Raw genomic sequence first — 23820 nt, forward strand, 5'->3', positions numbered from 1 at the left:
CGGCGTTGAGCGCTAGCCTCGCGCCCGACGCCGCGCGTCGCGCAGCACCGCCGGCAGCAGCGGCGCGGCCTCGGCCTGGCTCATGCCCGGCCGCAGCCGCGCGTCGTAGAGCATGTTCATCAGAACACGGTCGTAGGGCGTGAAGTTGACCAGCTTCGAGGTGTCGTTGAACACGCTGTCGGGCGCGTCCGCATTGTCGTTCAGCGGCCCGAGCCCCTGGAGCACCTCCTCGATCAGGCAGCGGCGGAACAGGGTGTCGCCCTCGTCCGAGACGATGATCGCGTCCGAGCGCGTGATGCCGGCGCGCCCGTAGCTGGCGCGCACCACGCAGTTGCCGGGCACGCGCATGAACGGGTTGCGATAGACCTCGCGCCCGGTGCGCTGGTAGTCGCGCCGGTCCACCACGTGGATCACGAAGTTCGCCGCCTCGCCGGCGCGCGCCTCGGCCGCGTCCAGCCCGCCGATCTGCCGCCGGATCTGGCGCAGGAAGGCGCGCACCGGCGGCCCTCGGTCGATCGCGGCGGGGTTCTCGATCCGGAAGCGCACCGGGCCGGCGAACCGCTTCAGGTAGGTCGAATCGCTGAGCGCGCCGGTGAACTCGGCGCCGAACACGACCCTCTCGAACCCGTCGATCAGCGCCGCGTCGGAAGGGAGGCGCTGGGCCGCGGCCGGTCCGGCGAGGAGAAGCGCGGCCGCCAGCAGGACGAGCCGGCCGCGCCTGCCCCCCATTGCCCCCGCGTCGCGTTTGCCCCAAACCATCGCCCGCATGCCCGCCCCGCGTCCCGTGCCCGCAGTTGGCGGACAGGGTGCCCGGCGCGCAAGCGGAGGGCGGCGACAGTCCACGGCAAAAACGTCGCCTCGTGGAAGTGTGAAGGAGGCCGGGATGGGCGCGGACGCGGGAATCGACGGGCTGCTCGCCGGAGCGGACGGGGCGGCGCGCTGCGCCTGGGCCGGAACGGGGGCGGACTACGTCGCCTATCACGACGCGGAATGGGGCCGCCCCTCGGCGGACGACGACCGACTGTTCGAGAAGATCTGCCTGGAGGGCTTCCAGTCGGGCCTGTCGTGGATCACGATCCTGCGCAAGCGCGAGAGCTTCCGGCACCGCTTCGCCGGCTTCCGCATCGAGGCGGTGGCCGAGATGGGCGAGGCCGACGTCGAGAGCATCCTTCTCGACCCCGGCGTGGTGCGTCACCGCGCCAAGATCGCCTCGACCCTCAACAACGCCCGCGCGGCCCGGCGCCTGCGCGACGACACCGGCGCTTCGCTCGCCGCGTTCCTGTGGCGCTTCGAGCCGCCGGCGGAGGAGCGGCCGGCGCGGATGACGCCGGACTGGCTGCGCGCCCACCCGCGCACGCCCGCCTCCGAGCGGCTCGCCAAGGCGCTCAAGGGCCGGGGCTTCACCTTCTTCGGGCCGACCACGGCCTATGCCTTCCTCCAGTCCATGGGCTTCGTGAACGACCACATGGAGGGCTGCTGCGCGCGGGGCGCCTGCGAGCGGGCCCGCGCGGGCTTCGTCCGGCCGCGCTGAGGGGCGGCAAACCTTGCCGCTCGGGGCGGGGATGGGCTAGGAGGCGTGCAATTCACGTCCGTTTCCCCGCGAGGGTCCGCCGCCGGCCCCGCCTCGCCACGTCTGGAACACCCATGGCCCCGAAGAAGCCCGCCCGCGTCAAGGCCCGCCAGCCGCGCGGCTTCGTGGATCGCAGCGCCGCCGACCTCTACGCCCAGGACCGCATGCTGGCGACGATCCGCCACGTCTACGAGACCTGGGGCTTCGAGCCGGTGGAGACGCCCTTCTTCGAATACACCGACGCGCTCGGCAAGTTCCTGCCCGACTCGGACCGGCCCAACGAGGGCGTGTTCTCGCTCCAGGACGACGACGAGGAATGGCTGTCGCTCCGCTACGACCTGACCGCGCCGCTGGCGCGGCACGTGGCCGAGAACTTCGAGGACCTGCCCAAGCCCTATCGCTCCTATCGCGCTGGCTACGTGTTCCGCAACGAGAAGCCGGGACCCGGCCGCTTCCGCCAGTTCATGCAGTTCGACGCCGACATCGTGGGCGCGCCCAACGTCTCGGCCGACGCCGAGATGGCGATGATGATGGCGGACACGATGGAGGCGCTCGGCATCGCGCGCGGGCAGTACGTGATCCGGGTCAACAACCGGAAGGTGCTGGACGGCATCCTCGACGCGATCGGCCTCGAGGGCGACCAGGGCCGGCGCCTCACGGTGCTGCGCGCGCTCGACAAGTTCGACAAGTTCGGCGCGGACGGGGTGCGCCTCCTGCTCGGCGCGGGCCGGCTCGACGAGAGCGGCGGCAAGGGCGACTTCACCAAGGGCGCCGAACTCGCCGACGACGTGATCGCGCGCGTCCTGCGGATCTTCGACGCGGACGGGCTCGCGGGCGTCGGCGCGGCCTTCGGCGGCCATGCCGGGGTCGACGCGGGCCTCGAAGAACTGTCGCAGATCGAGCGCTTCGCGCGCACCGCCGGCTACGAGGCCGACCGCATCCGCATCGACCCGTCCGTGGTGCGCGGCCTCGAATACTACACCGGCCCCGTGTTCGAGGCCGAGCTCCTGTTCGACGTGGTCAACGAGAAGGGCCAGAAGGTGCAGTTCGGCTCGGTCGGCGGCGGCGGGCGCTACGACGGGCTCGTCTCGCGCTTCCTCGCCACGCCGGTGCCCGCCACCGGCTTCTCGATCGGCGTCTCGCGCCTCCAGAGCGCGCTCAAGAACCTCGGTCGGCTGGAGGGCGGCGCGCGGTCGGGCCCGGTCGTCGTGACCGTGATGGACCGCGACCGGATGGCCGACTACCAGGCGATGGCGACGAAGCTGCGCGCCGCGCTGAACGGGCCGGGCAGGCCCCCGGTGCCGGTGGAGGTGTTCCAGGGCAACCCGAAGCAGTTCGGCAAGCAGCTCCAGTACGCCAACCGGCGCGGCGCCCCCGTGGTCGTCATCCAGGGCGGCGACGAGAAGGCGGCCGGCAAGGTGCAGGTCAAGGATCTCGCGCTCGGCAAGGAGCTTTCCGCCGATGCCCGCGACAATGCCGAATGGCGCGAGATGCGCGCCGGGCAGGAGCTGGTGGACGAGGCGGACCTCGTGGCCGCCGTGGAGGCCATCCTCCGGCGCACCGGCGCACCGGCGCGGCGGGCTGAGGGATGAGCCTTCTTTCCGGTTCCGGCGCGGCGCGTCCGGGCGGCGGGCCCGCGCCCTTCGATTCGGGCCTCTCGGCGCTGTTCGCCCGGCTCGGTGCGGTGCTGGTGGAGACGCCGCTCCTCCAGCGCGCCGAGCCCTATCTCGACACGGCGGGCGAGGACCTGCGCCGGCGCATCTTCCTGACGCGCGGCGAGGGCGGCGAGACGCTGTGCCTGCGCCCCGACTTCACGATCCCCGTATGCCTCGCCCATATCGAGGGCGCCGCCGGCCTGCCGCGCCGCTACGCCTACAACGGTCCGGTGTTCCGCCAGCGCCGGGACGAGGCGGCCGAGTTCCGCCAGGCCGGCATCGAGAACCTCGGCGAGACCGACCGCGCCGCGGCCGACGCGAGGGCCCTGGCCGAGGCGCTGGCCGCCCTGCGGGCCTGCGGGTTCGAGGCGCCGGTGGAGGTCGTGGTCGGCGACCAGGCGCTGTTCGAGGCCTTTCTCACCGCGCTCGACCTGCCGGCCGGCTGGCAGCGCCGCCTCGTTCGCTGCTTCGGGCGCGACGACCTGCTCCGGGGGGCGCTCGCCGCCCTGTCGCGCGAGGCGACGAGCGATCCGCTGGACCTCGATCCCACGGTGCGCGCGCTGGTGCGCGACGGCGCGGTGGCGCCGCTGTCGGACCATGTGCGGACCATGATGGAGGAGGGCGGCCTGCCTCCCAACCGCGGTCGCAGCCCGGATGAGATCGCCGAACGGCTGATCGAGAAGATGGCGCTCGCCAGCACGCGCCTGCGCTCGGCCTATCTGGACCGTCTGGGCGCGTTCCTGGCGCTGGACTGCCCGCTCGCCGAGGCGCCGGCCCGGCTGGAGGCGCTGGAGGCGAGCTCGGGCGTCGAGTTCGGCGCCGCGCTGGCGCTGCTGCGCGCCCGCAACGCGGCCCTCCTGGCGTCGGGCGTCGACCTCGCCCCGTTCCGCTACCGCGCCGCCTTCGGCCGCCCGATCGACTACTATACCGGCCTCGTGTTCGAGATCGGCGCGGCGACGGGCGAGCCGCTGGTGGCGGGCGGGCGCTACGACCGGCTCGTGTCCTATCTCGGCGCGCCCGAGCCGATCCCCGCGGTCGGCTTCTCGCTCTGGCTCGATCGGATCGCGGCCGCCCTGGAGCCCAAGCCGTGACGCTGACCCTCGCCATCCCCTCCAAGGGCCGCCTCAAGGACCAGTGCGTCGACGCCCTGGCCCGTGCCGGCATCACCGTCCACCCGAGCGCCGACGCGCGCTCCTACCGCACGCGGGTGGAGGGGGCGGACGGGCTGGAGGTCCTGCTCCTGTCGGCCTCCGAGATCGCGCGCGAGCTGCGCGACGGGGCGATCGACCTCGGCGTCACCGGCGAGGATCTCCTGCGCGAGACCATGCCCGACTTCGACCGGCGCGGTCGCATCGTCTCGCGCCTCGGCTTCGGCCACGCCGACGTGGTGGTGGCCGTGCCCGACAGCTGGATCGACGTCGAGACCATGGAGGATCTCGGCGACGTGGCCGCCGCCTTCCGCGCCCGCCACGGGCGGCGCCTGCGCATCGCCACCAAGTACTGGCGCCTGACGCAAGGGTTCTTCACCAGGAGCCACGGCATCCAGAGCTACCGCATCGTGGAGAGCCTCGGCGCCACCGAGGGCGCGCCGGCGGCCGGCTCGGCCGACATCATCGTGGACATCACCTCCACCGGCTCGACGCTGACCGCCAACCGGCTGCGCGTGCTCCGCGACGGGGTGATCCTGCGCTCGGAGGCGTGCCTCGCGCTGGCTCACCGCCCGCGCGCCGACGAGGCCCTGGCGCAGCGGCTGCTCGCGCGCTTCGAGACGCCGTCCTGAAACGCGAAAACGGCCGCCCCGAGGGGCGGCCGCCGCGATGTCCGTCCGGGTGCCGCGTCGCTCAGGCGCGCGCCGGCGTGCCCGTGCCCGCGCGCGCGTCCACCGAATAGGCACCGGCGCCCACCGCGCCGAGGATCAGGAAACCGCCGACGATGGACAGGTTCTTCATCGCCGCGGTGGCGTCGCCCATGTGCGCGGTGAGGATCGTGCCGACCGTGAACACGGCCAGGACGTAGGCGACGATCCGGGTCTGGAAGCCGACCAGGACGGCGAGGCCGCCGAAGAACTCCAGCGCGCCCACGAGGTAGGCCATGGCGACGCCGCCCGGAATGCCGAGGCTGCCGAGATAGCCGGCGAAGCCGGCCGCGCCGGTGAGCTTGCCGAAGCCGGACACGATGAAGAGGATCGCCAGGAGGGCGCGGCCGACGAGAAGCACTGCGGGGTTCATGGAAGGCTCCGTTGCGGATGGGGTTGTCGCGATGGCCCTGTTGTGACCGAACCGCGCACGCAGGCATAGGCCTGCCACGCACGACTGATCGTCAACGTGGAGCAGACCAATCGAGCCGATTGGGCAGAAGATATGCGACAATCGACCCCTCGGGACGGTCTCGCGGGTTGGATCGGGCGCCCGTTGCCCTAGGTTGTGGTCGGGTCGAGCCGGAGCGCCGACCGGTGCGGGCCCGCACCGGTCGGCGCTCCGCGCAACCGTATGCAAATCAAAGACTTCCAGGACTTCATGACCACCCAAATTCGTCCGCTCGTGTTCTTTCCGGCCAGCGGCATCATTGCCGCCCTGGTTCTGGTCGGAGTGCTGTTTCCCGCCGACGCCGAACGCATCTTCGGCGCCGTCCAGGCCTTCGTGCTTGACACGTTCGGCTGGTTCTACCTCCTGACGGTGGGCATCCTCCTGTTCGCCGTTCTGTTCTTCGCGCTGAGCCGCTTCGGCCGGCTGAAGCTCGGTCCGGACGACGCCGAGCCCGACTATCCCTACGCCTCGTGGCTCGCCATGCTGTTCGCCGCCGGCATGGGCATCGGCCTGATGTTCTATGCCGTGGCCGAGCCGGTTCTGCACTATTCGGTGCCGCCCGAGGCGGAGCCGCGCACGATCGTGGCCGCCCGGCAGGCGATGGAGTTCACCTATTTCCACTGGGGGCTGCACGCCTGGGCCGTGTATGCCGTGGTGGGCCTGTCGCTCGCCTACTTCTCGTTCCGCTACAACCTGCCGCTGACGATCCGATCGGGCTTCTATCCGCTGATCCGCGAGCGGATCGACGGGCCGATCGGCCATGCGGTGGACGTGTTCGCCATCTGCGGAACGGTGTTCGGCATCGCCACCTCGCTCGGCCTCGGCGTCCTGCAGATGAACGCCGGGCTCCACCACCTCCTCGGCGTTCCCGAGGCGCCCTGGGTGCAGATCCTTCTGATCGTCGCCGTGATGGGCGCGGCCACCGTGTCGGTGGTGACCGGGCTCGACGTGGGCGTGCGGCGCCTGTCGGAGGGCAATCTGGTGATCGCCATCCTCCTCATGCTGTTCGTGCTGGCGGTGGGGCCGACGATCTTCCTATTCAAGGCGTTCGTCCAGAACATCGGCGCCTATCTCGACGACCTCCTGCCGCGCACCTTCACGCTCTACGCCTACGAGCCGCGCGCCTGGATCAGCGACTGGACGCTGTTCTACTGGGCGTGGTGGATCTCCTGGTCGCCGTTCGTCGGCATGTTCATCGCGCGCATCTCGCGCGGGCGCACGGTGCGGGAGTTCGTGCTGGGCGTCCTGTTCGTGCCCTCCACCTTCACGTTCTTCTGGATGACGGTGTTCGGCAACTCGGCGATCGCGCTCGACATGGGGGCGGCGGCCGGCAAAATCTCGCGCGAGGTGCAGGAGAACCTGTCCGTCGCCCTGTTCCAGTTCCTGGAATACCTGCCGCTGAGTGGCGTGACCTCGACGCTCGCCGTGTTGCTGGTCGCCGTGTTCTTCGTCACCTCGGCCGATTCGGGCTCGCTGGTGGTGGATTCGCTCGCCTCGGGCGGGGGCGACGACACGCCGGTCTGGCAGCGCATCTACTGGTGCGTGGTGCAGGGCGGGACGGCCGCGCTCTTGCTGCTCGCGGGCGGGCTGGTCGGGCTCCAGACCATGACCCTGATCGCGGCGCTGCCCTTCGCGGTGATCCTGCTGCTGCTCGCCTTCGGCCTGCTTCGGGGCATGCGGGCGGATGTCGCCCGGCTGACCGAGCACCGGCAGGCCCAGCCGGCCGTGGCCGTGCGCGGCACGAGCTGGCAGGCTCGGCTCGGCGCGATCCTGCACGAGCCGGACCGGGGCGACGTCCGGCGCTTCCTCGACCAGACGGCGCGTCCCGCGCTGGAGGAGGTGCGCGACGAGCTGCTGCGTCGGGGTCTTGCGGCCGAGTTCGAGACGGGCGAGACGGGACAGGTCGCGCTTACCGTGCCGGCCGAGGGAACGCGCAACTTCGTCTACGGCGTCGAGCCCGCCTCGCAGCCCGCCATGGCCTTCTCGGCCGCCGACACGCGCGCCTCGCGCGACCGGCGCCGCATGGTCTGGTCGGCGCGCACGACCTTCTCGGACGGCAGCCGCGGCTACGACGTGATGGGCTTCACCAAGGCCGACCTCCTTGCGGACGTCCTGGCGCAGTTCGAGCGCTACCAGCTCCTGACGCAGGCGCAGAGCACGCAGCTCTTCACCGCCGCGCCCGAGCCGCGCGTCTGAGCGAGCGACCGGCCGGGGCGGCTTCGCCCCGGCCGGTCGTGCCCGGAACGAGAAAGGGGCCGCATGAGGGCGGCCCCTTTCTCGTTCGTCGGTCCCCGTTCCGCTCAGCCGGGACGGGTCATCGCCGCCGGATCCACGATCCGGTCGTAGTCCTCGCCCGACACCAGGCCGGAGGCGAGGGCCTCCTCGCGCAGGGTCGTCCCCTTCTTGTGGGCGGTCTTGGCGATCGTCGCGGCGTTGTCGTAGCCGATGGTCGGCGCCAGCGCCGTGACCAGCATCAGCGACTGCTCCATTAGCGAGCGGATGCGGTCCTCGTTGGCCTTGATGCCCTCCACGCAATGCTCGCGGAACGAATCCATGCCGTCGGCGAGGAGCCGGATCGAGGACAGGACGGCGTTGGCGATCACCGGCTTGAAGACGTTGAGCTCGAAATGGCCCTGCGAGGCGGCCACCGTCACGGTGGTCTCGTGGCCGAACACCTCGGCGGCCACCATGGTGAGGGCCTCGGCCTGGGTCGGGTTCACCTTGCCCGGCATGATCGAGGACCCGGGCTCGTTCTCGGGCAGCGACAGCTCGCCGAGGCCCGAGCGCGGGCCCGAGCCGAGGAAGCGGATGTCGTTGGCGATCTTGAACAGGTCGGTCGCCAGCGCGTTGAGGCTGCCGTGGAAGAAGGCGAGGGCCCCGTGCGAGGCGAGCGCCTCGAACTTGTTCTCCGCCGTGCGGAAGGGCAGGCCGGTGAGCCCGGCGATCTCGTCGGCGATCTTCCGGTCGAAGCCGACCGGTGCGTTGAGCCCGGTGCCGACCGCCGTGCCGCCCTGCGCCAGGGCGTAGACGTCCTCGATGGCCTGCTCGATGCGCCGCTTGCCCAGCTTCAAGGCTGCGGCGTAGCCCGAGAACTCCTGGCCGAGGGTGATCGGCGTCGCGTCCTGGGTGTGGGTGCGGCCGATCTTGATGATGTGGTCGAAGGCCTTGGCCTTGGCGTCGAGCGCGTCGTGGAGCTTGTCGATCGCCGGCAGGACGCGGGCCGTCGCCTCGATCGCGACGGCGACGTGGATCGCGGTCGGGAACACGTCGTTGGACGACTGGCCCATGTTGACGTGGTCGTTGGGGTGGACCGGCTTCTTGGACCCCATCTCGCCGCCGAGCTGCTCGATCGCCCGGTTGGAGATCACCTCGTTGACGTTCATGTTGGTCTGGGTGCCCGAGCCGGTCTGGTAGACCACCAGCGGGAAATGCTCGTCGAGCCGGCCGGAGATCACCTCGTCGGCCGCCGCCACGATCGCGTCGGCGATCCGGGCGTCGAGCTTGCCGTAGCCCTGGTTGACGCGGGCGGCGGCCTTCTTGACGGTCGCCAGCGCGTGGATCACGGCGATCGGCTGCCGGTCGGTGCCGATGCGGAAGTTGTGGAGCGAGCGCTCGGTCTGGGCGCCCCAGTAGCGGTCGGTGGCCACGTCGATCGCGCCGATGGAATCGGTCTCGCGCCTGGTGCTGGTCATCGCATTCCCCTCGAAGCCGCCCGCGCAACGCCGGGCCGTCAGGGGCGCGGTTACCATGCCGCGCGGGCGCGAGAAACCGCTGCGCGCACGAAAAAGCCGGCCTGGCGGCCGGCTTCTCCCACTCAAACGATTGTATCGCCGTCAGTGCTTCTTCAGGCCGATCTCGTCCTTCATGGCGTCCTTGACCTTGCCGTAGTTCTTCTGGGTCTTGCCCTCGGCCTGGTCCGCCATGCCTTCCGCCTGGAGACGCTCGTTGCCGACCACCTTGCCGGCCGTCTCCTTGATCTTGCCGCCGATTTCCTTCGCGCCGCCCTGAACCTGATTCTTGTCGACCATGGTGTTCGCTCCGCTCGTTGATGGGTCAGCGTTCGCTGACGTCGGCTGAAAAACGGGGCGCGTCGAAATCGGTTCCTGGGGCCGGATTACAATTATGTAAGAAGCGCGACGATCTGCTGCACGCACAGGACGCAGATCAGCAGGCCGACGAGGCGCAGAAGCAGCCGCTCGGGGATCCGGCGCACCGCGTAGCCCGCCAGCGGCGCGGCGAGCACGCCGCCCGCGATTAGGCCGAGCACCGACAGGGCGTGGTCCGACAGGTCGCCCGCCTCCTCCCAGTGGCCGGTGACCAGCGCGAACAGGAACGACAGCGAGACCGCGAGGGTGACCAGGAACTCGGCCGAGTTCACCGTGCCGATCACGTAGCGCGGCTGGCCGCCGGCGCCGAGCAGGCCCGAGGTGACGATCGGCCCCCAGCCGCCGCCGCCCACCGCGTCGAGGAACCCGCCCGCCGCGCCGAGCGGGGGCACGAGGCGGATCGGCGTCTGCGCGCGCGGCATCTTGCGGAACGAGCGCAAGGTCAGCATCACGCCGATGATCCCGAGATAGGCCGCCACGAAGGGACGGATGGTGGAGCCGTCCACCGAGGTGAGGACGTAGGTGCCCAGAACCCCGCCCAGGACGCCGAACGGCACGAGGCGCCAGAACAGCCGCCAGTCGATGTTGCGGTTGGCGATGTGCGCGGTGCCGGAGGCCGCCGTGGTGAAGAGCTCGGCCGTGTGCACCGACGCCGAGGCCACCGAGGGCGGCACGCCGAAGCCGAGCAGCACCGTGGAGGAGATCACGCCGTAGGCCATGCCCAGAGCACCGTCCACGAGCTGGGCCAGCGCCCCCACGAAGAAGAAGATGAAGAACTCGCTCAAGAACCGCCCCCGCGACCTCGTCTGCGACGGGGGCAGGCTCTCGCCCGCCCCGTCTCGTCCTGGCTTATTGGGGCCCCGGCAGGCGGGTGGCAATGCACAGGCCCGTGCAAATCGTCGCCGCGCGGGCGGGAAACCGGCGCGACGGACCCCGGTGCGGGAAGGGGCGATCCCCGAGCCGTCCCGCGGGCGCACGCGAAAAGGCCCGGCGGATCGCTCCGCCGGGCCCTTGTCGGTTCGCTCTGGAGAGCGGGCCGGACTTAGAAGTCCATGCCGCCCATGCCGCCCATGCCGCCGCCCGGCATCGCCGGCGCGCCCGAGTCCTTCTTGGGGGCCTCGGAGATCATGGCTTCGGTGGTGACCAGGAGACCCGCGACCGACGCCGCGTCCTGCAGCGCGGAGCGCACGACCTTGACCGGGTCGACGATGCCGGCCTGGATCATGTCGCCGTACTCGGCGGTCTGGGCGTTGTAGCCGAAGGTGGCCGAGCCGTTCTCGAGCAGCTTGCCCACCACGATCGAGCCTTCGCCGCCCGCGTTCTGGACGATCTGACGGATCGGGGCCTGGAGCGCGCGGCGCACGATGGCGATGCCGGCGTCCTGGTCGGCGTTCTCGCCCTTGAGGTCCACGGCGTTGGAGGCGCGCAGCAGAGCCACGCCGCCGCCGGCCACGATGCCCTCTTCCACGGCCGCGCGGGTCGCGTTGAGCGCGTCGTCCACGCGGTCCTTCTTCTCCTTGACCTCGACCTCGGTCGAGCCGCCGACGCGGATCACCGCGACGCCGCCCGCGAGCTTGGCCAGGCGCTCCTGGAGCTTCTCGCGGTCGTAGTCCGAGGTGGTCTCCTCGATCTGCTGCTTGATCTGCGAGACGCGGGCCTTGATGCCCTCACCCTCGCCCGAGCCGTCGACGATGGTGGTGTTCTCCTTGGTGATGGAGACCTTCTTGGCGCGGCCGAGCATGTCGAGCGTGACGTTCTCGAGCTTGATGCCGAGGTCCTCGGAGATCACCTGGCCGCCGGTGAGGATCGCGATGTCCTCGAGCATCGCCTTGCGGCGATCGCCGAAGCCCGGCGCCTTGACGGCGGCGATCTTCAGGCCGCCGCGCAGCTTGTTGACCACCAGCGTGGCGAGCGCCTCGCCCTCGACGTCCTCGGCGATGATCACGAGCGGACGGCTCGACTGCACCACGGCCTCGAGGACCGGGAGCATCGCCTGAAGGTTGGAGAGCTTCTTCTCGTGCAGGAGGATGTAGGCGTCCTCGAGGTCGGCCACCATCTTCTCGGCGTTGGTCACGAAGTACGGCGACAGGTAGCCGCGGTCGAACTGCATGCCCTCGACGACCTCGAGCTCGGTCTCGGCGGTCTTGGCTTCCTCGACGGTGATCACACCCTCGTTGCCGACCTTCTGCATCGCCGAGGCGATCATCTGGCCGATTTCCTTCTCGCCGTTGGCGGAGATGGTGCCGACCTGGGCGACCTCGTCGGAGGTCTCGATCTTGCGGGCCGAGGCGACCAGCGACTCGACGACCTTGGCCACCGCCTGGTCGATGCCGCGCTTGACGTCCATCGGGTTCATGCCGGCGGCCACCGCCTTGGCGCCCTCGCGGACGATCGCCTGGGCGAGCACGGTCGCGGTGGTGGTGCCGTCGCCGGCCTTGTCGTTGGTCTTCGAGGCCACTTCGCGCACCATCTGGGCGCCCATGTTCTCGAACTTGTCCTCCAGCTCGATCTCCTTGGCGACGGACACGCCGTCCTTGGTGATCCGCGGGGCGCCGAACGACTTGTCGATCACGACGTTGCGGCCCTTGGGGCCGAGCGTGACCTTCACCGCGTCGGCGAGGATGTCGACGCCGCGCAGCATGCGCTCGCGGGCGTCACGACCGAACTTCACGTCCTTGGGTGCCATGGTCTCGTCTCCTCGGCGCGGCTCGGGGAGCCTCGCGCCGTATCAATGGAAGAAAGGAAAGGGGTGGGGCGATCAGGTCAGCCGACGATCCCGAGGATGTCGGATTCCTTCATGATCAGGAGGTCCTCGCCGCCGAGCTTGATCTCGGTGCCGGACCACTTGCCGAACAGGATGCGGTCGCCGGCCTTCACCTCCAGCGGGTTGACCTTGCCGGTCTCGTCGCGCGCGCCGGCGCCGACCGCCACGATCTCGCCTTCCTGCGGCTTCTCCTTGGCGGTGTCCGGAATGATGATCCCGCCGGCGGTCTTGCTCTCGGACTCGACGCGCCGCACGACGACGCGGTCATGCAGGGGGCGGAAGTTCACATTGGCCATCTCAGTCGAACCTTCTCAAAGGCTTGATGGGGAAACGGGCCGCCGGGGCGCACCCGTTCCGGATTTCTGGCACTCGATCTGGCCGAGTGCTAACGGGCGGTGAGATAGGCGAACGGCCCCGTGGATGTCAAGGGCGGCGCCAGCCCCGCGCAAGCTCCGGCGCGTTCCGGGCCCCGACCGTCCGGTCCCGCCGCTCGCTTGACCGCGCCCCACGCGCTCCAGTATCGCGGGGGCCTGTCGGACACCAGTCGGAGCTACCGGATGACCCAGGGCGCCCTGCGCGCGATCGATCGCCTCGACGAGGTCCTGCCCGGCTACGACGCGCTGTTCTGCGACGTGTGGGGCGTGGTCCACGACGGCGTGGCGGCCTACGCGCCGGCCGTGGCGGCGCTGGCGCGCGCGCGCGCCGCGGGCCTCCGTGTGGTGCTCCTGACCAACTCGCCGCGCCTGGCGGACGGCGTGGAGCGCCAGATCGCGGCGCTCGGCGTCACCCGCGAGGCCTTCGACGCCATCGTGACCTCGGGCGACGCGACGCGCGCCATGATCGAAGCCGGCTCGCGCCACGTGCTCCACATCGGACCGGAGCGCGACCTCGACATCTTCGCCGGGCTCGGCCTGGTGCTGGAGGGCGAGACCGCGGCCGAGGCGATCGTGTGCACCGGCCTCTTCGACGACCGCGCGGAGGATCCGGAAACCTATCGCCCGCTCCTGGAGCGTCTCCGGGCGCGCGGCCTGCCGATGATCTGCGCCAACCCGGACATCGTGGTGCATATCGGCGACCGGCTCGTTCCCTGCGCCGGCGCCGTGGCCGCCCTCTACGCCGAGATGGGCGGCACGGTGCATCTTGCCGGCAAGCCGCACGCGCCGATCTACGCCGTCGCCCGGCGCGCGGTGGCCGAGGACGCGCGCGTCCTGTGCATCGGCGACGGGCTGATGACCGACGTGCGCGGCGCCAACGACCACGGGGCCGACTGCCTGTTCGTCTCGCACGGCATCCACCGCGACGAGCTCGCGGGCGTGGTGGGCGACGCCGGGCGCCTGGGCGACGAGCTCGAGCGCCGGGGCGTCGGCGCGCGCTTCGTCATGCCCGCGCTGCGATGACGGGGACGGGGACGGGGACGGGGACGGGAACGCGCGTGCCGGGCGCCGGCGCCCTGCAGCCGGCGCTGCGCGGCGGCGTGGTCGCGATCGGCAATTTCGACGGCGTCCACCGGGGGCACCAGGCGGTGGTGGAGACCCTGTCCGAGCTGGCCGGGGACGGCGTGCCGCGCCTCGTGCTGACCTTCGAGCCGCATCCGCGCACCGTGTTCCGCCCGCAGCACCCCGTGCCGCGCCTCACGCCGGCGCCGCTCAAGGCGCGCCTCTTCGCGAACCTGGGCGTCGACGCGGTGGTGGAGCAGCCCTTCGACACCGCCTTCGCCGCCCATCCCGCCGAGGCCTTCGTGGCCGACACGCTGCACCGCGATCTGGGCGCGCGCCATCTCGTGGTGGGCCACGACTTCCGCTTCGGCGCCCGGCGGCAGGGCGACGTCGACTTCCTGCGCGCGCGCGGCGCCGAACTCGGCATCGCGGTCACCTGCGTGGCGCCGTTCCTGGACGAGGGCGGCAACGTCGTCTCCTCCAGCCGCGTGCGAGAGGACCTGATGAACGGGGACGTGGCCGCCGCCGCCGCGCTCCTCGGCTACCGATGGACGGTGGAGGGCGCGATCGGCCACGGCGCCAAGCTCGGGCGCACGCTCGGCTACCCGACGGCCAACATGGCGCTGCCCGACGACGGGCTGCTCGCCCACGGCATCTATGCCGTGCGCCTGCGCCGCGCCGACGGCTCGCTGCACGACGGCGTGGCGAGCTACGGCCGCCGCCCGACCTTCGACAACGGCGCGGCCCTGTTCGAGACCTTCCTGTTCGACTTCTCGGGCGATCTCTACGGCGAGCCGGTGTCGGTCTCGCTGTTCGGCTTCGTGCGCGGCGAGGAACGCTTCGATTCGGCCGAGGCGCTGGTGGCGCGCATGGACGTCGACGCCCGCGAGGCGCGGGCGCTCCTGGCCGGCGCTCGCCCCCTGTCGCCGCTGGACGCCGCCGTCGCGTTTTGAGGGCGTCGCGAAAAGTCCTTGGAAGCCGGACGGTCCGTTTGGTAGAGAGCGGCCATGGACAGAACGGCCGCTCCGCCGCGCGGCGCCCCTGCGCGGGCCCCGGCGCGAATTAGCCGCCCGGTTCCGCGCCGGCGCTGACAGGCGCCGCCGGAGCCGGGACGACATGCCGCGCACGGACCGCCGCCGGTCCGGAGCCCCTTGCCCCTTTCTTGCCGCCGCGCGCCCGGCCTCCCCGCGGAGGCGCCCGCGCCGCTGCGCAGACCCGAAGAGTTTCGCCGCCATGACCGATCGCCCCGAGACCGACTATTCCAAGACCCTGTTCCTGCCCGAAACGGCGTTTCCGATGCGCGCCGGGCTTCCCGACGCCGAGCCGAAGTGGATCGCGCGCTGGGACGAGATGGACCTCTACGGCACGCTGCGCGCCGAATCGGCCGGCCGGCCGAAATACGTGCTCCACGACGGCCCGCCCTACGCCAACGGCCATCTCCACATCGGCCACGCGCTGAACAAGGTGCTGAAGGACGTCATCACCCGCTCGTTCCAGATGCGCGGATACGATTCCAACTACGTGCCCGGCTGGGACTGCCACGGCCTGCCGATCGAGTGGAAGATCGAGGAGGAGAACTACCGCGCCAAGGGCCGGACGAAACCCGACCTCCTGGACTCCTCGGCGATGATCGCCTTCCGTCGCGAGTGCCGCGACTACGCCGCGCACTGGGTCGGGGAGCAGTCCCGCGAGTTCCGGCGCCTGGGCGTCGAGGGCGACTTCAAGGACCCGTATCTGACGATGGCCTACGAGGCCGAGGCGGTGATCGCGGGAGAGCTGCTGAAGTTCGCCATGAGCGGCCAGCTCTATCGCGGCTCGAAGCCGGTGATGTGGTCGGTGGTGGAGAAGACCGCGCTGGCCGAGGCCGAGGTCGAGTACCAGGACTACGAGTCCGACACGATCTGGGTGAAGTTCCCGCTGCGCTCCGCCGGCGGCTTCACGCCGGCCTTCAGCGGGGGCGTCTCGGGCTTCCCGAAGGCCGGCGCGCCCGACGTCGGGCCGCTGGACGGCGCCAGCGTCGTGATCTGGACCACCACGCCCTGGACGATCCCGGGCAACCGGGCGGTGGCCTATTCCGCTCGCGTCGCCTACGGGCTCTACGAGGTGACGGCGCCCGACGACGCGGACAATCCGCGCTGGGCGGGGCAGGGCGAGCGCCTGGTGCTGGCCGACGCGTTGGCCGCCGACGCCTTCGCCAAGGCGCGCGTGCCGGAGGGCGGCTTCCGCCGCCTGCGCGACGTGTCCGAGGCCGATCTGGCCGGCGCGACCTGCGCCCATCCGCTGAAAGGTCTGGGCGGCGGCTACGACTTCGCCGTGCCGCTCCTGGCGGGCGACCATGTGACCGACGACGCCGGCACCGGCTTCGTCCATACCGCGCCGAGCCATGGCCGCGAGGACTTCGACGCCTGGATCGACGCGCGCCGCGAGCTGGAGGCGCGCGGCCTCGACACCGCGATCCCCTTCCCGGTGGACGACGACGGCTTCTACACCCGCGACGCGCCGGGCTTCGGGCCGGACGCCGACGGGGGAGCCGCGCGGGTCATCGACGACAAGGGCAAGAAGGGCGACGCGAACAAGCGCGTGATCGACGCGCTGGTGGCGGCCGGCCGGCTCCTGGCGCGCGGCCGCCTCAAGCATTCCTACCCCCATTCCTGGCGTTCCAAGAAGCCGGTGATCTTCCGCAACACGCCGCAATGGTTCGTCCACATGGACAAGGACCTCGACGGCTACGGGCTCGACGGCGCGGCGACCACGGGCGGCGACACGCTTCGCGATCGCGCGCTCCGCGCGATCGACGAGACGCGCTTCGTGCCGGCCTCCGGGCAGAACCGGCTGCGCGGCATGATCGCCGACCGGCCGGACTGGGTGCTCTCGCGCCAGCGCGCCTGGGGCGTGCCGATCTGCGTCTTCGTGGACGAGAACGGCGAGGTGCTGAAGGACGAGGCGGTCAACGCGCGCATCACCGAGGCCTTCGCGAAGGAGGGCGCCGACGCTTGGTTCGCGGCCGGCGCCAAGGAGCGGTTCCTGGGCAACGGCCACGACGCGTTGCGCTGGACCATGGTGCGCGACATCCTCGACGTGTGGTTCGATTCCGGCTGCACCCACGCCTTCTGCCTGGAGCGGCGGCCCGACCTGAAATGGCCGGCCGACCTCTACCTCGAGGGCTCCGACCAGCATCGCGGCTGGTTCCACTCCTCGCTCCTGGAATCGTGCGGTACGCGCGGCCGCGCGCCCTACGACGCGGTGCTGACGCACGGCTTCGTGATGGACGAGGAGGGGCGCAAGATGTCGAAGTCCCTCGGCAACGTCGTCACGCCGCAGGAGGTGATCGCGCAGTCGGGCGCCGACATCCTGCGCCTGTGGGTCGTGTCGTCCGACTATTCGGAGGACCTGCGCCTCGGCAAGACGATCCTCCAGACCAATGTCGACGCCTATCGCAAGCTGCGCAACACGATCCGCTGGATGCTGGGCACGCTGCACCACGACCGGGGCGAGGAGGTGCCGCTCGCGCAGATGCCCGAGCTGGAGCGGCTGATGCTGCACCGGCTGGCCGAGATCGAGGCCGTGGTGCTGAAGAGCTACGACGCCTTCGACTTCAAGCGCATCGCCCGTACGCTGCTCGACTTCATGGTGGTGGAGCTCTCGGCCTTCTACTTCGACATCCGCAAGGACGCGCTCTATTGCGACGCGCCGTCCTCGGTGCGCCGCCGCGCGGCGCTCCAGGTGGTGCGCCTCCTGTTCGACCGGCTGGTGACCTGGCTGGCGCCGCTCCTGCCCTTCACCATGGAGGAGGCCTGGCTGAGCCGCCATCCCGAGGCCCGCTCCGTGCATCTGGAACAGTTCCGCGCCTGCGACCCGGCCTGGACCGACGAGGCCCTGGCCGATCGCTGGCGGCAGATCCGGCGCGTGCGCCGCGTGGTCACCGGGGCGCTGGAGGAGGAGCGGCGGGCCAAGCGTATCGGCTCCTCGCTGGAGGCCGCGCCGGTGGTGCACGTGGCCGACGCCGCGCTGCGCGCGCTGCTGGGCGGGATCGACCTCGCCGAGATCGCCATCACCAGCGACATCGCCCTGTCGGGCGAGCCGGCGCCGGAGGGTGCCTTCGCGCTCGCCGACACGCCGGGCGTCGCCGTGGTGCCGGCGCGGGCCGCCGGCGCGAAGTGCGCCCGCTCATGGAAGGTTTCGCCGCTGGTGGGCTCCGACCCGGACTACCCGGACGTGACCCCGCGCGACGCCGACGCGCTGCGCGAGCTCAAGGCGGAGGCGATGGCCGCCTGATCGGTGGGGAAAGGGCGCCCCGCGTCAACCGGATCGTCACCTTTCTGGACTCGCGTGGCGCTCTCGCCTAGAAGCTCTTCGTAAATTCGCCGGAATGTGCTGGGTAAAGGCGCGGGGGAGGGGTCCCGCGCGACCGGTTCGGAACGCGCGGTCGCACGAAAGGGGATTGGCCCGGCATGACACACACCACCGTTCGCGCAGGCCTGCGACTGCTGGCCATCGGCGCCGCCGCCGCGGCGCTGACCGGCTGCATGGGGCCCACCTACGGCACGGGGACCAGCCAGGGCCAGCAGCTCTTCAACGACCTCGACGGCATCCTGACGCTCGGCTCCACCAACCGGACCCGCGTCGATTATTCGCCTCGTCCCGAACTCGTGAAGTCGCCCAAGCGCGACGCGTTGCCGCCCCCGCGCGACGGCGCGACCGCCGTGGCGGACGCGAACTGGCCCGAATCGCCCGAGCAGCGCCGCGCCCGCCTCCGGGCCGCCGCGCCCGACGGCAGCGACAGCGCCCTTCCGGTCGGTTTCATGACCGCCGACAAGGAGGGCATGGAGCGCGAGACGGCCAGCGTCGGCTCCACCGTGGGCCGGCGGACCGAGCTGGAGGGAAGCTGGATCTCCGCCAAGGCGATGGCGGGCCAGCGCGTGGCCGCCAACGAGCGCTCCCGCATCGGGCGGCAGGGCGACCCGAACCAGCGCCGCTACCTGTCCGAGCCGCCGCTGACCTATCGCCAGCCGGCCGCCACGGCGCCCGTGGGCGACCAGGGCGTCGACGAGGACGTCAAGCAGCGCCGCGCCGGCGGCACCACCACGGTCGGCTCCAAGCTCAAGAACCTCTGGCCGTTCTGATCCCGGCTCAGTCGCGGCGGGCGCGGAAGAAGTCGCGCAGGAGCGCGGCCGCGTCTCGCTCGCCGATCCCCGAATACACCTCCGGCGCATGGTGGCAGGTGGCCTGCCCGTAGAAGCGCCCGCCGTTCTCCACGGCGCCGCCCTTGGGGTCGCCGGCCCCGAAATACAGCCGGCGGATGCGGGCGAAGGAGATCGCCGCCGCGCACATGGCGCAGGGCTCCAGCGTCACGTAGAGGTCCGCCCCCACCAGCCGTTCCGAGCCGACCGCCTCGCAGGCGCGCCGGATCGCCAGGATCTCGGCATGGGCCGTCGGGTCGCGGAGCGCGCGCGTCTCGTTGCCGCCCCGGCCGATCACCGCGCCGTCCAGCACCACCACCGCGCCCACCGGCGTCTCGCCCCGCGCGGCGGCGGCCCGCGCCTCGGCGAGCGCGTCGTCCATGGAATTCAAGCGCGACACAGGCTTCCCCTCGTTTGATCGGCGGGAGTTTGGTATGCGTGCCCAGGAACACAAGGCATAGCGAAAAGATGAGCGACGAGAACCAGGGCGGCCGTTCGGGCCGTGGCGGCGCGGGCCGCGGTCCGGGCGGCACCAGGGGCGGCCCCAAGAGCGGCTCCGGCCCGCGCGGCGGCAAGCCCGGCTTCAAGGGCAAGCGGCCCGGCGGCTCGGGCGGCGATCGCCCGGAGCGCCCCTTCCGGCCGCGTGGCGAGCGCACGGAAGGCGCCGAGGGCGAGGCGCGCACGGAGCGCTCAGGCGCGCCCAAGCGCTTCGGCGCCAAGCCGTTCCGCCCGCGCGCGGAAGGCGGCCCGCAGGGCGATCGCCCGGCGCGCGCCTTCAAGCCCCGGGCCGACCGCAACGAGGGTGGCGAGCGTCCCGCCCGCGGCTTCAAGCCCTTCCGCGACCGGGCCGAAGGCGGCGAGCGGCAGGAGGGCGGCGAGCGCCCCACGCGTTCCTTCAAGCCCCGCGCCGAACGCGGCGAAGGGAGCGAGCGTCCGCCGCGCGGCGACCGGCCCTTCCGCGACCGCAACGAGGGTGGCGAGCGGGCGCCTCGCGCCTTCAAGCCCCGCGCCGAGCGCGCCGAAGGGGGCGAGCGTCCGCCGCGCGGCGACGGCGACAAGACCTTCACGCCGCGCTCGCGGGGGATGGTCTCGCATGCCGGCGCCAGGGGCGAGGGCGAGGGCACCGAGCGTCCGCGTTCCTATGGCCGCCTCAGCCACGACGATACGGGCGCCGAACGCCGGACCCGCGCTGCGGGCGACCGGCCGGCCCGGCCCCGCGCGGATCGGCCCGAAGCGGAGGGCGAGGACGGCGCGCCCGGCACGATGCGCATCGCCAAGCGCCTCGCGCGCGCCGGCATCGCCTCGCGCCGCGACGCGGAGGGCATGATCGCCGATGGGCGCGTGAGCCTCAACGGCAAGCGCCTCGACAGCCCGGCCGTGGACGTCACCACCGCCGACCGGATCGAGATCGACGGCAAGCCGCTGCCGCCGATCGAGCGCACGCGGCTCTGGCTGTTCCACAAGCCGGCCGGCCTCGTGACCACCAACCGCGACCCGGAAGGGCGCCCCACCGTGTTCGACCGCCTGCCCGGCGACATGCCGCGCGTGCTGACGGTGGGCCGTCTCGACATCAACACCGAGGGCCTCCTGCTCCTCACCAACGACGGCGGGCTCGCGCGCATCCTGGAGCTGCCCTCCACCGGCTGGCTGCGGCGCTACCGCGTGCGCGCCCACGGCGAGGTCACGCAGGAGAAGCTCGACGAGCTGCGCCAGGGCATCGCGATCGAGGGCGTCTTCTACGGTGCCATCGAGGCCTCGCTGGACCGGACGCAAGGCTCCAACGTCTGGCTGACGGTCGGCCTGCGCGAGGGCAAGAACCGCGAGGTGAAGCGCGTTCTCGGCCATCTCGGGCTCGACGTGAACCGGTTGATCCGCCTCTCCTTCGGGCCGTTCCAGCTCGGCGAGCTGGCCGAGGGCGCCGTGCAGGAGATCAAGGGCCGCATGCTGCGCGACCAGCTCGGGCCCTCCCTGATCGAGGAGGCGGGCGCCGACTTCGACGCGCCGATCGTCAACCCGTTCTCCAACAAGCCGGTGGTGGCGGGCCGCCAGCGGGCGGACGAGGGCGAGGACGCGCCCCGGACCGCCGGCGCGGGCAAGAGCGACTGGGTCAGCAACTCCCCCGAGGCCGCCCGCCCCAACCGCAAGAAGTTCGGCATGGCCAAGCGCGACGAGGCGCTCGGCCGGCTCGACACCCGCGCCCCGCGCGGCGAGCGCGAGGGCCGGTCCTTCGAGAAGCGCGGCGACAAGCCGTTCGCGGACCGCAAGCCGCGCGCCTTCGGCGACAAGCCCCCCCGCGAGGGCGCGGACGGGGCGGAGCGTCCGGCGCGTCGCCCGGCCTCCGCGCCCAAGCGCACCGCCAACGTCTGGATGGCGCCCGGCGCGCGGGCGGTGGGCGAGAAGACCAAGGCCGCGCGCGAGGAGCGCGCCCGGCGGCGCGAGGAGGAGGGCGCGCGCCCGCCCCGTTCGGAGGGACGCGGGCCGGGCGAGGAGCGCCCGCGCTCGGGCGACCGGCCGTTCCGGCCGAAGGGCGACGGCCCACGCCCAGGCCCTCGTTCCGGTCCCCGCTCCGGCCCGCGCAAGGGCTGAGCGCGCGTGGCCATGCGCATCGTGGCGGGCGCCCTCAAGGGGCGCCCGCTCGCCACACCCACGGGCAGCGCGATCCGCCCGACCTCCGAGCGCCATCGCGGCGCTCTGTTCGACATCCTGGCCCACGGGCTCGGCGCTCGGCTCGCGGAGGCGCGCGTGCTCGACCTCTTCGCCGGCACCGGCGCGCTGGGGCTGGAGGCGATGTCGCGCGGCTGCCGCTACGGGGTGTTCGTGGAGGAGAGCGTCGAGGGGCGCGGGCTGATCCGCACCAATATCGAGGCCTTCGGCCTCGGCGGGCGCACCAAGATCCTGCGTCGCGACGCCACGCGCCTCGGCGCGGCCGGGACGATCGAGCCCTTCGACCTCGTGCTCGCCGATCCGCCCTACGGGCGGCGGCTGGGCGAGGCCGCCTTGTGCGGCGCGCTGGCCGGCGGCTGGCTGGCGCCGGGCGCGCTAGTGGTGCTGGAGGAGGCGCTGGAGGCGCCGTTCGAGCCCGTCGGCGGCCTGGACCTCGTGGAGGAGCGCGCGATGGGGGAGACGCGGCTGCGCTTCCTGCGGCGCGCGCCCTGAGGTCGGCCCTTACAAAATCGTAATTGGTGCCTTTCCTCGCGCTCCGCCATATCCCGGGACGAACCGGACATCCGAGCCCAAGGACACCCGCCTCGATGAGATTCCCGATCCGACGTGCCGGCGTATCGGCGATCGCCCTGGCGATCGCGCTGTCCGCCCCCGCCCTCGCGCAGTCCGCCCCGCAATCCGCCGCGCAGCCCACCGCCCCGGCGGGCGCCGCCGCCGCGAGCCCCGCCGGCGAGGCGGCCGCCGCCAAGGCCGAGGCGCTGCGCCCCGCGATCGAGAGCTTCACGCTCGACAACGGGCTGCAGGTGGTGGTCCTGCCCGATCACCGGGCGCCGATCGCCACGCAGATGATCTGGTACAAGGTGGGCTCGGCCGACGAGCCCAAGGGCGTGTCCGGCATCGCCCACTTCCTCGAGCACCTGATGTTCAAGGGCACCAAGACGCACGCGCAGGGCGAGTTCTCGGCCGCCGTCGCCGCGATCGGGGGCGAGGAGAACGCCTTCACCTCCTACGACTACACCGCCTACTACCAGCAGGTGCCGGTGGAGGCCCTGAAGGAGATGATGGGCTTCGAGGCCGACCGCATGGAGAACCTCGTTCTGACCGACGAGGTGGTGCTGCCCGAGCGCGACGTGATCCTCGAGGAGCGCCGCATGCGGATCGACAACGAGCCGGGGGCCCAGCTCTCGGAGGCCGTGGACGCCGCCCTGTTCCAGAACCATCCCTACGGCACGCCGGTGATCGGCTGGCGCAACGAGATGGAGAAGCTGTCGAGGCAGGACGCCATCGCCTTCTACGACCGCTTCTACACGCCCAACAACGCCACCCTCCTGATCGCCGGCGACGTGACGCTGGACCAGGTCAAGGCCTATGCCGAGGAGACCTTCGGCAAGGTGCCGCGCCGCGCCGATCCCGGTCCGCGCGTGCGCCCGCAGGAGCCCGAGCCCCTGGCCGCCCGCACGGTGACCCTCACCGACGCGCGCGTCACCCAGCCGAGCGTCCAGACCACCTGGCTCGTGCCCTCCGACAACGACGGCCAGCCGGGCGAGTCCGAGGCGCTCGACCTCCTGGCCGACATCCTGGGCGGCGGCACCACGAGCCGGCTCTACCGCGCGCTGGTCGTGGATCAGGGGATCGCCGCCGGCACCGGCGCCTACTACCAGGGCACGGCGCTGGACGACGGCCAGTTCATGACCTACGGCACGCCGCGGGGCGACGCCACGCTCGACCAGGTCGAGAAGGCGGTGAACGCCGAGGTCGAGCGGATCGCCCGCGACGGGGTGACCGAGGCCGAGCTCGAGGCCGCCAAGAACCGGGTGCGCAAGGCGCTGATCTACCAGCGCGACAACCAGACCTCCATGGCCCGGCGCTACGGCGCGGCTCTGTCCACCGGCCGCACGATCGAGGACGTGGAAGCCTGGCCACAGCGGATCGAGGCGGTCACGGTGGCCGAGGTCGACGCGGCGGCCAAGAAGTATCTCCAGCCGAAACGGTCGGTCACCGGCTACCTCCTGCCGGCGGGCGCCGAGAGCAGCGCCGAGGCCAAGGCCCCGGCCGGATCGCCCGAGGCGGCGGGCGCGGTCGGCCCCGCCGACGGCGCGCCCGTCCCCGGCGACACCCGCTCCTGACCTCCCGCGAACA

Annotated in this window: 20 protein-coding genes; 12 read left to right on the forward strand and 8 right to left on the reverse strand. The window is 72.0% G+C overall.

The genetic code is table 11. The features are described 5' to 3' along the window. Window positions 1-12: 12 nt before the first annotated feature. Entirely contained in the window at window positions 13-729 is a 717-nt protein-coding gene (locus tag D3218_RS13955) for a DUF2927 domain-containing protein (protein ID WP_168990528.1), read from the reverse strand. Window positions 730-883: 154 nt separating this feature from the next. Between D3218_RS13955 and D3218_RS13960 the strand changes: the two genes are divergently transcribed. From D3218_RS13960 to hisG, 4 genes are all read left to right on the forward strand, one after another. Continuing rightward, entirely contained in the window at window positions 884-1531 is a 648-nt protein-coding gene (locus tag D3218_RS13960) for a DNA-3-methyladenine glycosylase I (protein ID WP_119540707.1), read from the forward strand. Window positions 1532-1644: 113 nt separating this feature from the next. Beyond that, window positions 1645-3162: a histidine--tRNA ligase gene (hisS, locus tag D3218_RS13965; protein WP_119540708.1), complete on the forward strand. Its 1518-nt coding sequence runs from the start codon at window positions 1645-1647 to the stop codon at window positions 3160-3162. Then, window positions 3159-4316, forward strand: coding sequence for an ATP phosphoribosyltransferase regulatory subunit (locus D3218_RS13970; protein WP_119540709.1), 1158 nt, complete (start codon window positions 3159-3161; stop codon window positions 4314-4316). Before hisS ends, D3218_RS13970 begins: the two co-directional genes overlap by 4 nt. Beyond that, window positions 4313-5005 carry an ATP phosphoribosyltransferase gene (gene hisG / locus D3218_RS13975; protein WP_119540710.1) on the forward strand — a complete coding sequence of 231 codons (693 nt, stop codon included), beginning with the start codon at window positions 4313-4315 and terminating at the stop codon, window positions 5003-5005. The genes D3218_RS13970 and hisG overlap by 4 nt, the downstream gene beginning before the upstream one ends. A gap of 61 nt (window positions 5006-5066) precedes the next feature. On the opposite strand, the gene D3218_RS13980 is transcribed toward hisG, so the two are convergent. Further along, a complete protein-coding gene (locus D3218_RS13980) occupies window positions 5067-5453 on the reverse strand; it encodes a DoxX family protein (RefSeq protein WP_119540711.1) in 387 nt (128 codons plus the stop codon). A 288-nt stretch (window positions 5454-5741) separates the two neighbouring features. Here D3218_RS13980 and D3218_RS13985 point away from each other — a divergent pair, with 288 nt between their 5' ends. Continuing rightward, window positions 5742-7727: a BCCT family transporter gene (locus D3218_RS13985; protein ID WP_210209681.1), complete on the forward strand. Its 1986-nt coding sequence runs from the start codon at window positions 5742-5744 to the stop codon at window positions 7725-7727. A gap of 104 nt (window positions 7728-7831) precedes the next feature. Here the strand turns inward: D3218_RS13985 and fumC are convergent, their stop codons facing one another. From fumC to groES, 5 genes are all read right to left on the reverse strand, one after another. Next, the gene (gene fumC / locus D3218_RS13990; RefSeq protein ID WP_119540713.1) at window positions 7832-9223 is read right to left on the reverse strand and encodes a class II fumarate hydratase; all 1392 of its coding nucleotides are present in this window, start codon (window positions 9221-9223) and stop codon (window positions 7832-7834) included. A 141-nt stretch (window positions 9224-9364) separates the two neighbouring features. Then, window positions 9365-9559 (reverse strand): CsbD family protein, encoded by a 195-nt coding sequence (locus D3218_RS13995; RefSeq protein ID WP_119540714.1) that lies wholly within the window; start codon window positions 9557-9559, stop codon window positions 9365-9367. 92 nt (window positions 9560-9651) lie between these two features. Beyond that, entirely contained in the window at window positions 9652-10422 is a 771-nt protein-coding gene (locus D3218_RS14000) for a sulfite exporter TauE/SafE family protein (RefSeq protein WP_119540715.1), read from the reverse strand. Window positions 10423-10679: 257 nt separating this feature from the next. Beyond that, window positions 10680-12323, reverse strand: coding sequence for a chaperonin GroEL (gene groL, locus D3218_RS14005; protein ID WP_119540716.1), 1644 nt, complete (start codon window positions 12321-12323; stop codon window positions 10680-10682). Between the two features lie 77 nt (window positions 12324-12400). Next, window positions 12401-12697: a co-chaperone GroES gene (groES, locus tag D3218_RS14010; RefSeq protein ID WP_019996686.1), complete on the reverse strand. Its 297-nt coding sequence runs from the start codon at window positions 12695-12697 to the stop codon at window positions 12401-12403. A 198-nt stretch (window positions 12698-12895) separates the two neighbouring features. Between groES and D3218_RS14015 the strand changes: the two genes are divergently transcribed. From D3218_RS14015 to D3218_RS14030, 4 genes are all read left to right on the forward strand, one after another. Continuing rightward, on the forward strand, window positions 12896-13798 hold the full coding sequence (locus tag D3218_RS14015) for a TIGR01459 family HAD-type hydrolase (RefSeq protein ID WP_245415048.1): 903 nt from the start codon (window positions 12896-12898) through the stop codon (window positions 13796-13798). Next, window positions 13795-14790, forward strand: a complete 996-nt coding sequence (locus tag D3218_RS14020; protein ID WP_119540718.1) for a bifunctional riboflavin kinase/FAD synthetase — start codon at window positions 13795-13797, stop codon at window positions 14788-14790. The genes D3218_RS14015 and D3218_RS14020 overlap by 4 nt, the downstream gene beginning before the upstream one ends. A 280-nt stretch (window positions 14791-15070) precedes the next feature. Then, window positions 15071-18112, forward strand: a complete 3042-nt coding sequence (ileS, locus tag D3218_RS14025) for an isoleucine--tRNA ligase (RefSeq protein ID WP_119540719.1) — start codon at window positions 15071-15073, stop codon at window positions 18110-18112. A 176-nt stretch (window positions 18113-18288) separates the two neighbouring features. Then, entirely contained in the window at window positions 18289-18960 is a 672-nt protein-coding gene (locus D3218_RS14030) for a hypothetical protein (RefSeq protein WP_119540720.1), read from the forward strand. A gap of 7 nt (window positions 18961-18967) precedes the next feature. Here the strand turns inward: D3218_RS14030 and D3218_RS14035 are convergent, their stop codons facing one another. Continuing rightward, entirely contained in the window at window positions 18968-19399 is a 432-nt protein-coding gene (locus tag D3218_RS14035; RefSeq protein WP_119540721.1) for a nucleoside deaminase, read from the reverse strand. A gap of 86 nt (window positions 19400-19485) precedes the next feature. On the opposite strand from D3218_RS14035, the gene D3218_RS14040 reads away from it, so the two are divergent. The 3 genes from D3218_RS14040 (at window position 19486) to D3218_RS14050 (ending at window position 23807) form a co-directional block, all read left to right on the forward strand. After that, window positions 19486-21603 (forward strand): pseudouridine synthase, encoded by a 2118-nt coding sequence (locus D3218_RS14040; RefSeq protein WP_168990529.1) that lies wholly within the window; start codon window positions 19486-19488, stop codon window positions 21601-21603. 12 nt (window positions 21604-21615) lie between these two features. Next, window positions 21616-22173 carry a 16S rRNA (guanine(966)-N(2))-methyltransferase RsmD gene (rsmD, locus tag D3218_RS14045; RefSeq protein WP_119540722.1) on the forward strand — a complete coding sequence of 186 codons (558 nt, stop codon included), beginning with the start codon at window positions 21616-21618 and terminating at the stop codon, window positions 22171-22173. 95 nt (window positions 22174-22268) lie between these two features. Further along, a complete protein-coding gene (locus D3218_RS14050; RefSeq protein WP_119540723.1) occupies window positions 22269-23807 on the forward strand; it encodes a M16 family metallopeptidase in 1539 nt (512 codons plus the stop codon). Window positions 23808-23820: the final 13 nt, after the last annotated feature.

The sequence above is a fragment of the Aureimonas flava genome, from assembly GCF_003583935.1.
GTDB classification, from domain to species: domain Bacteria; phylum Pseudomonadota; class Alphaproteobacteria; order Rhizobiales; family Rhizobiaceae; genus Aureimonas; species Aureimonas flava.

Excerpts from the sequence above, each read along its gene's own strand:
- D3218_RS13955 (WP_168990528.1), bottom strand. The coding sequence starts at position 729 with ATGGGGGGCAGGCGCGGCCGGCTCGTCCTGCTGGCGGCCGCGCTTCTC.
- D3218_RS13960 (WP_119540707.1), top strand. The coding sequence starts at position 884 with ATGGGCGCGGACGCGGGAATCGACGGGCTGCTCGCCGGAGCGGACGGG.
- hisS (WP_119540708.1), top strand. The coding sequence starts at position 1,645 with ATGGCCCCGAAGAAGCCCGCCCGCGTCAAGGCCCGCCAGCCGCGCGGC.
- D3218_RS13970 (WP_119540709.1), top strand. The coding sequence starts at position 3,159 with ATGAGCCTTCTTTCCGGTTCCGGCGCGGCGCGTCCGGGCGGCGGGCCC.
- D3218_RS13980 (WP_119540711.1), bottom strand. The coding sequence starts at position 5,453 with ATGAACCCCGCAGTGCTTCTCGTCGGCCGCGCCCTCCTGGCGATCCTC.
- D3218_RS13985 (WP_210209681.1), top strand. The coding sequence starts at position 5,742 with ATGACCACCCAAATTCGTCCGCTCGTGTTCTTTCCGGCCAGCGGCATC.
- fumC (WP_119540713.1), bottom strand. The coding sequence starts at position 9,223 with ATGACCAGCACCAGGCGCGAGACCGATTCCATCGGCGCGATCGACGTG.
- D3218_RS13995 (WP_119540714.1), bottom strand. The coding sequence starts at position 9,559 with ATGGTCGACAAGAATCAGGTTCAGGGCGGCGCGAAGGAAATCGGCGGC.
- groL (WP_119540716.1), bottom strand. The coding sequence starts at position 12,323 with ATGGCACCCAAGGACGTGAAGTTCGGTCGTGACGCCCGCGAGCGCATG.
- groES (WP_019996686.1), bottom strand. The coding sequence starts at position 12,697 with ATGGCCAATGTGAACTTCCGCCCCCTGCATGACCGCGTCGTCGTGCGG.
- D3218_RS14020 (WP_119540718.1), top strand. The coding sequence starts at position 13,795 with ATGACGGGGACGGGGACGGGGACGGGGACGGGAACGCGCGTGCCGGGC.
- ileS (WP_119540719.1), top strand. The coding sequence starts at position 15,071 with ATGACCGATCGCCCCGAGACCGACTATTCCAAGACCCTGTTCCTGCCC.
- D3218_RS14030 (WP_119540720.1), top strand. The coding sequence starts at position 18,289 with ATGACACACACCACCGTTCGCGCAGGCCTGCGACTGCTGGCCATCGGC.
- D3218_RS14035 (WP_119540721.1), bottom strand. The coding sequence starts at position 19,399 with ATGGACGACGCGCTCGCCGAGGCGCGGGCCGCCGCCGCGCGGGGCGAG.
- D3218_RS14040 (WP_168990529.1), top strand. The coding sequence starts at position 19,486 with ATGAGCGACGAGAACCAGGGCGGCCGTTCGGGCCGTGGCGGCGCGGGC.
- rsmD (WP_119540722.1), top strand. The coding sequence starts at position 21,616 with ATGCGCATCGTGGCGGGCGCCCTCAAGGGGCGCCCGCTCGCCACACCC.
- D3218_RS14050 (WP_119540723.1), top strand. The coding sequence starts at position 22,269 with ATGAGATTCCCGATCCGACGTGCCGGCGTATCGGCGATCGCCCTGGCG.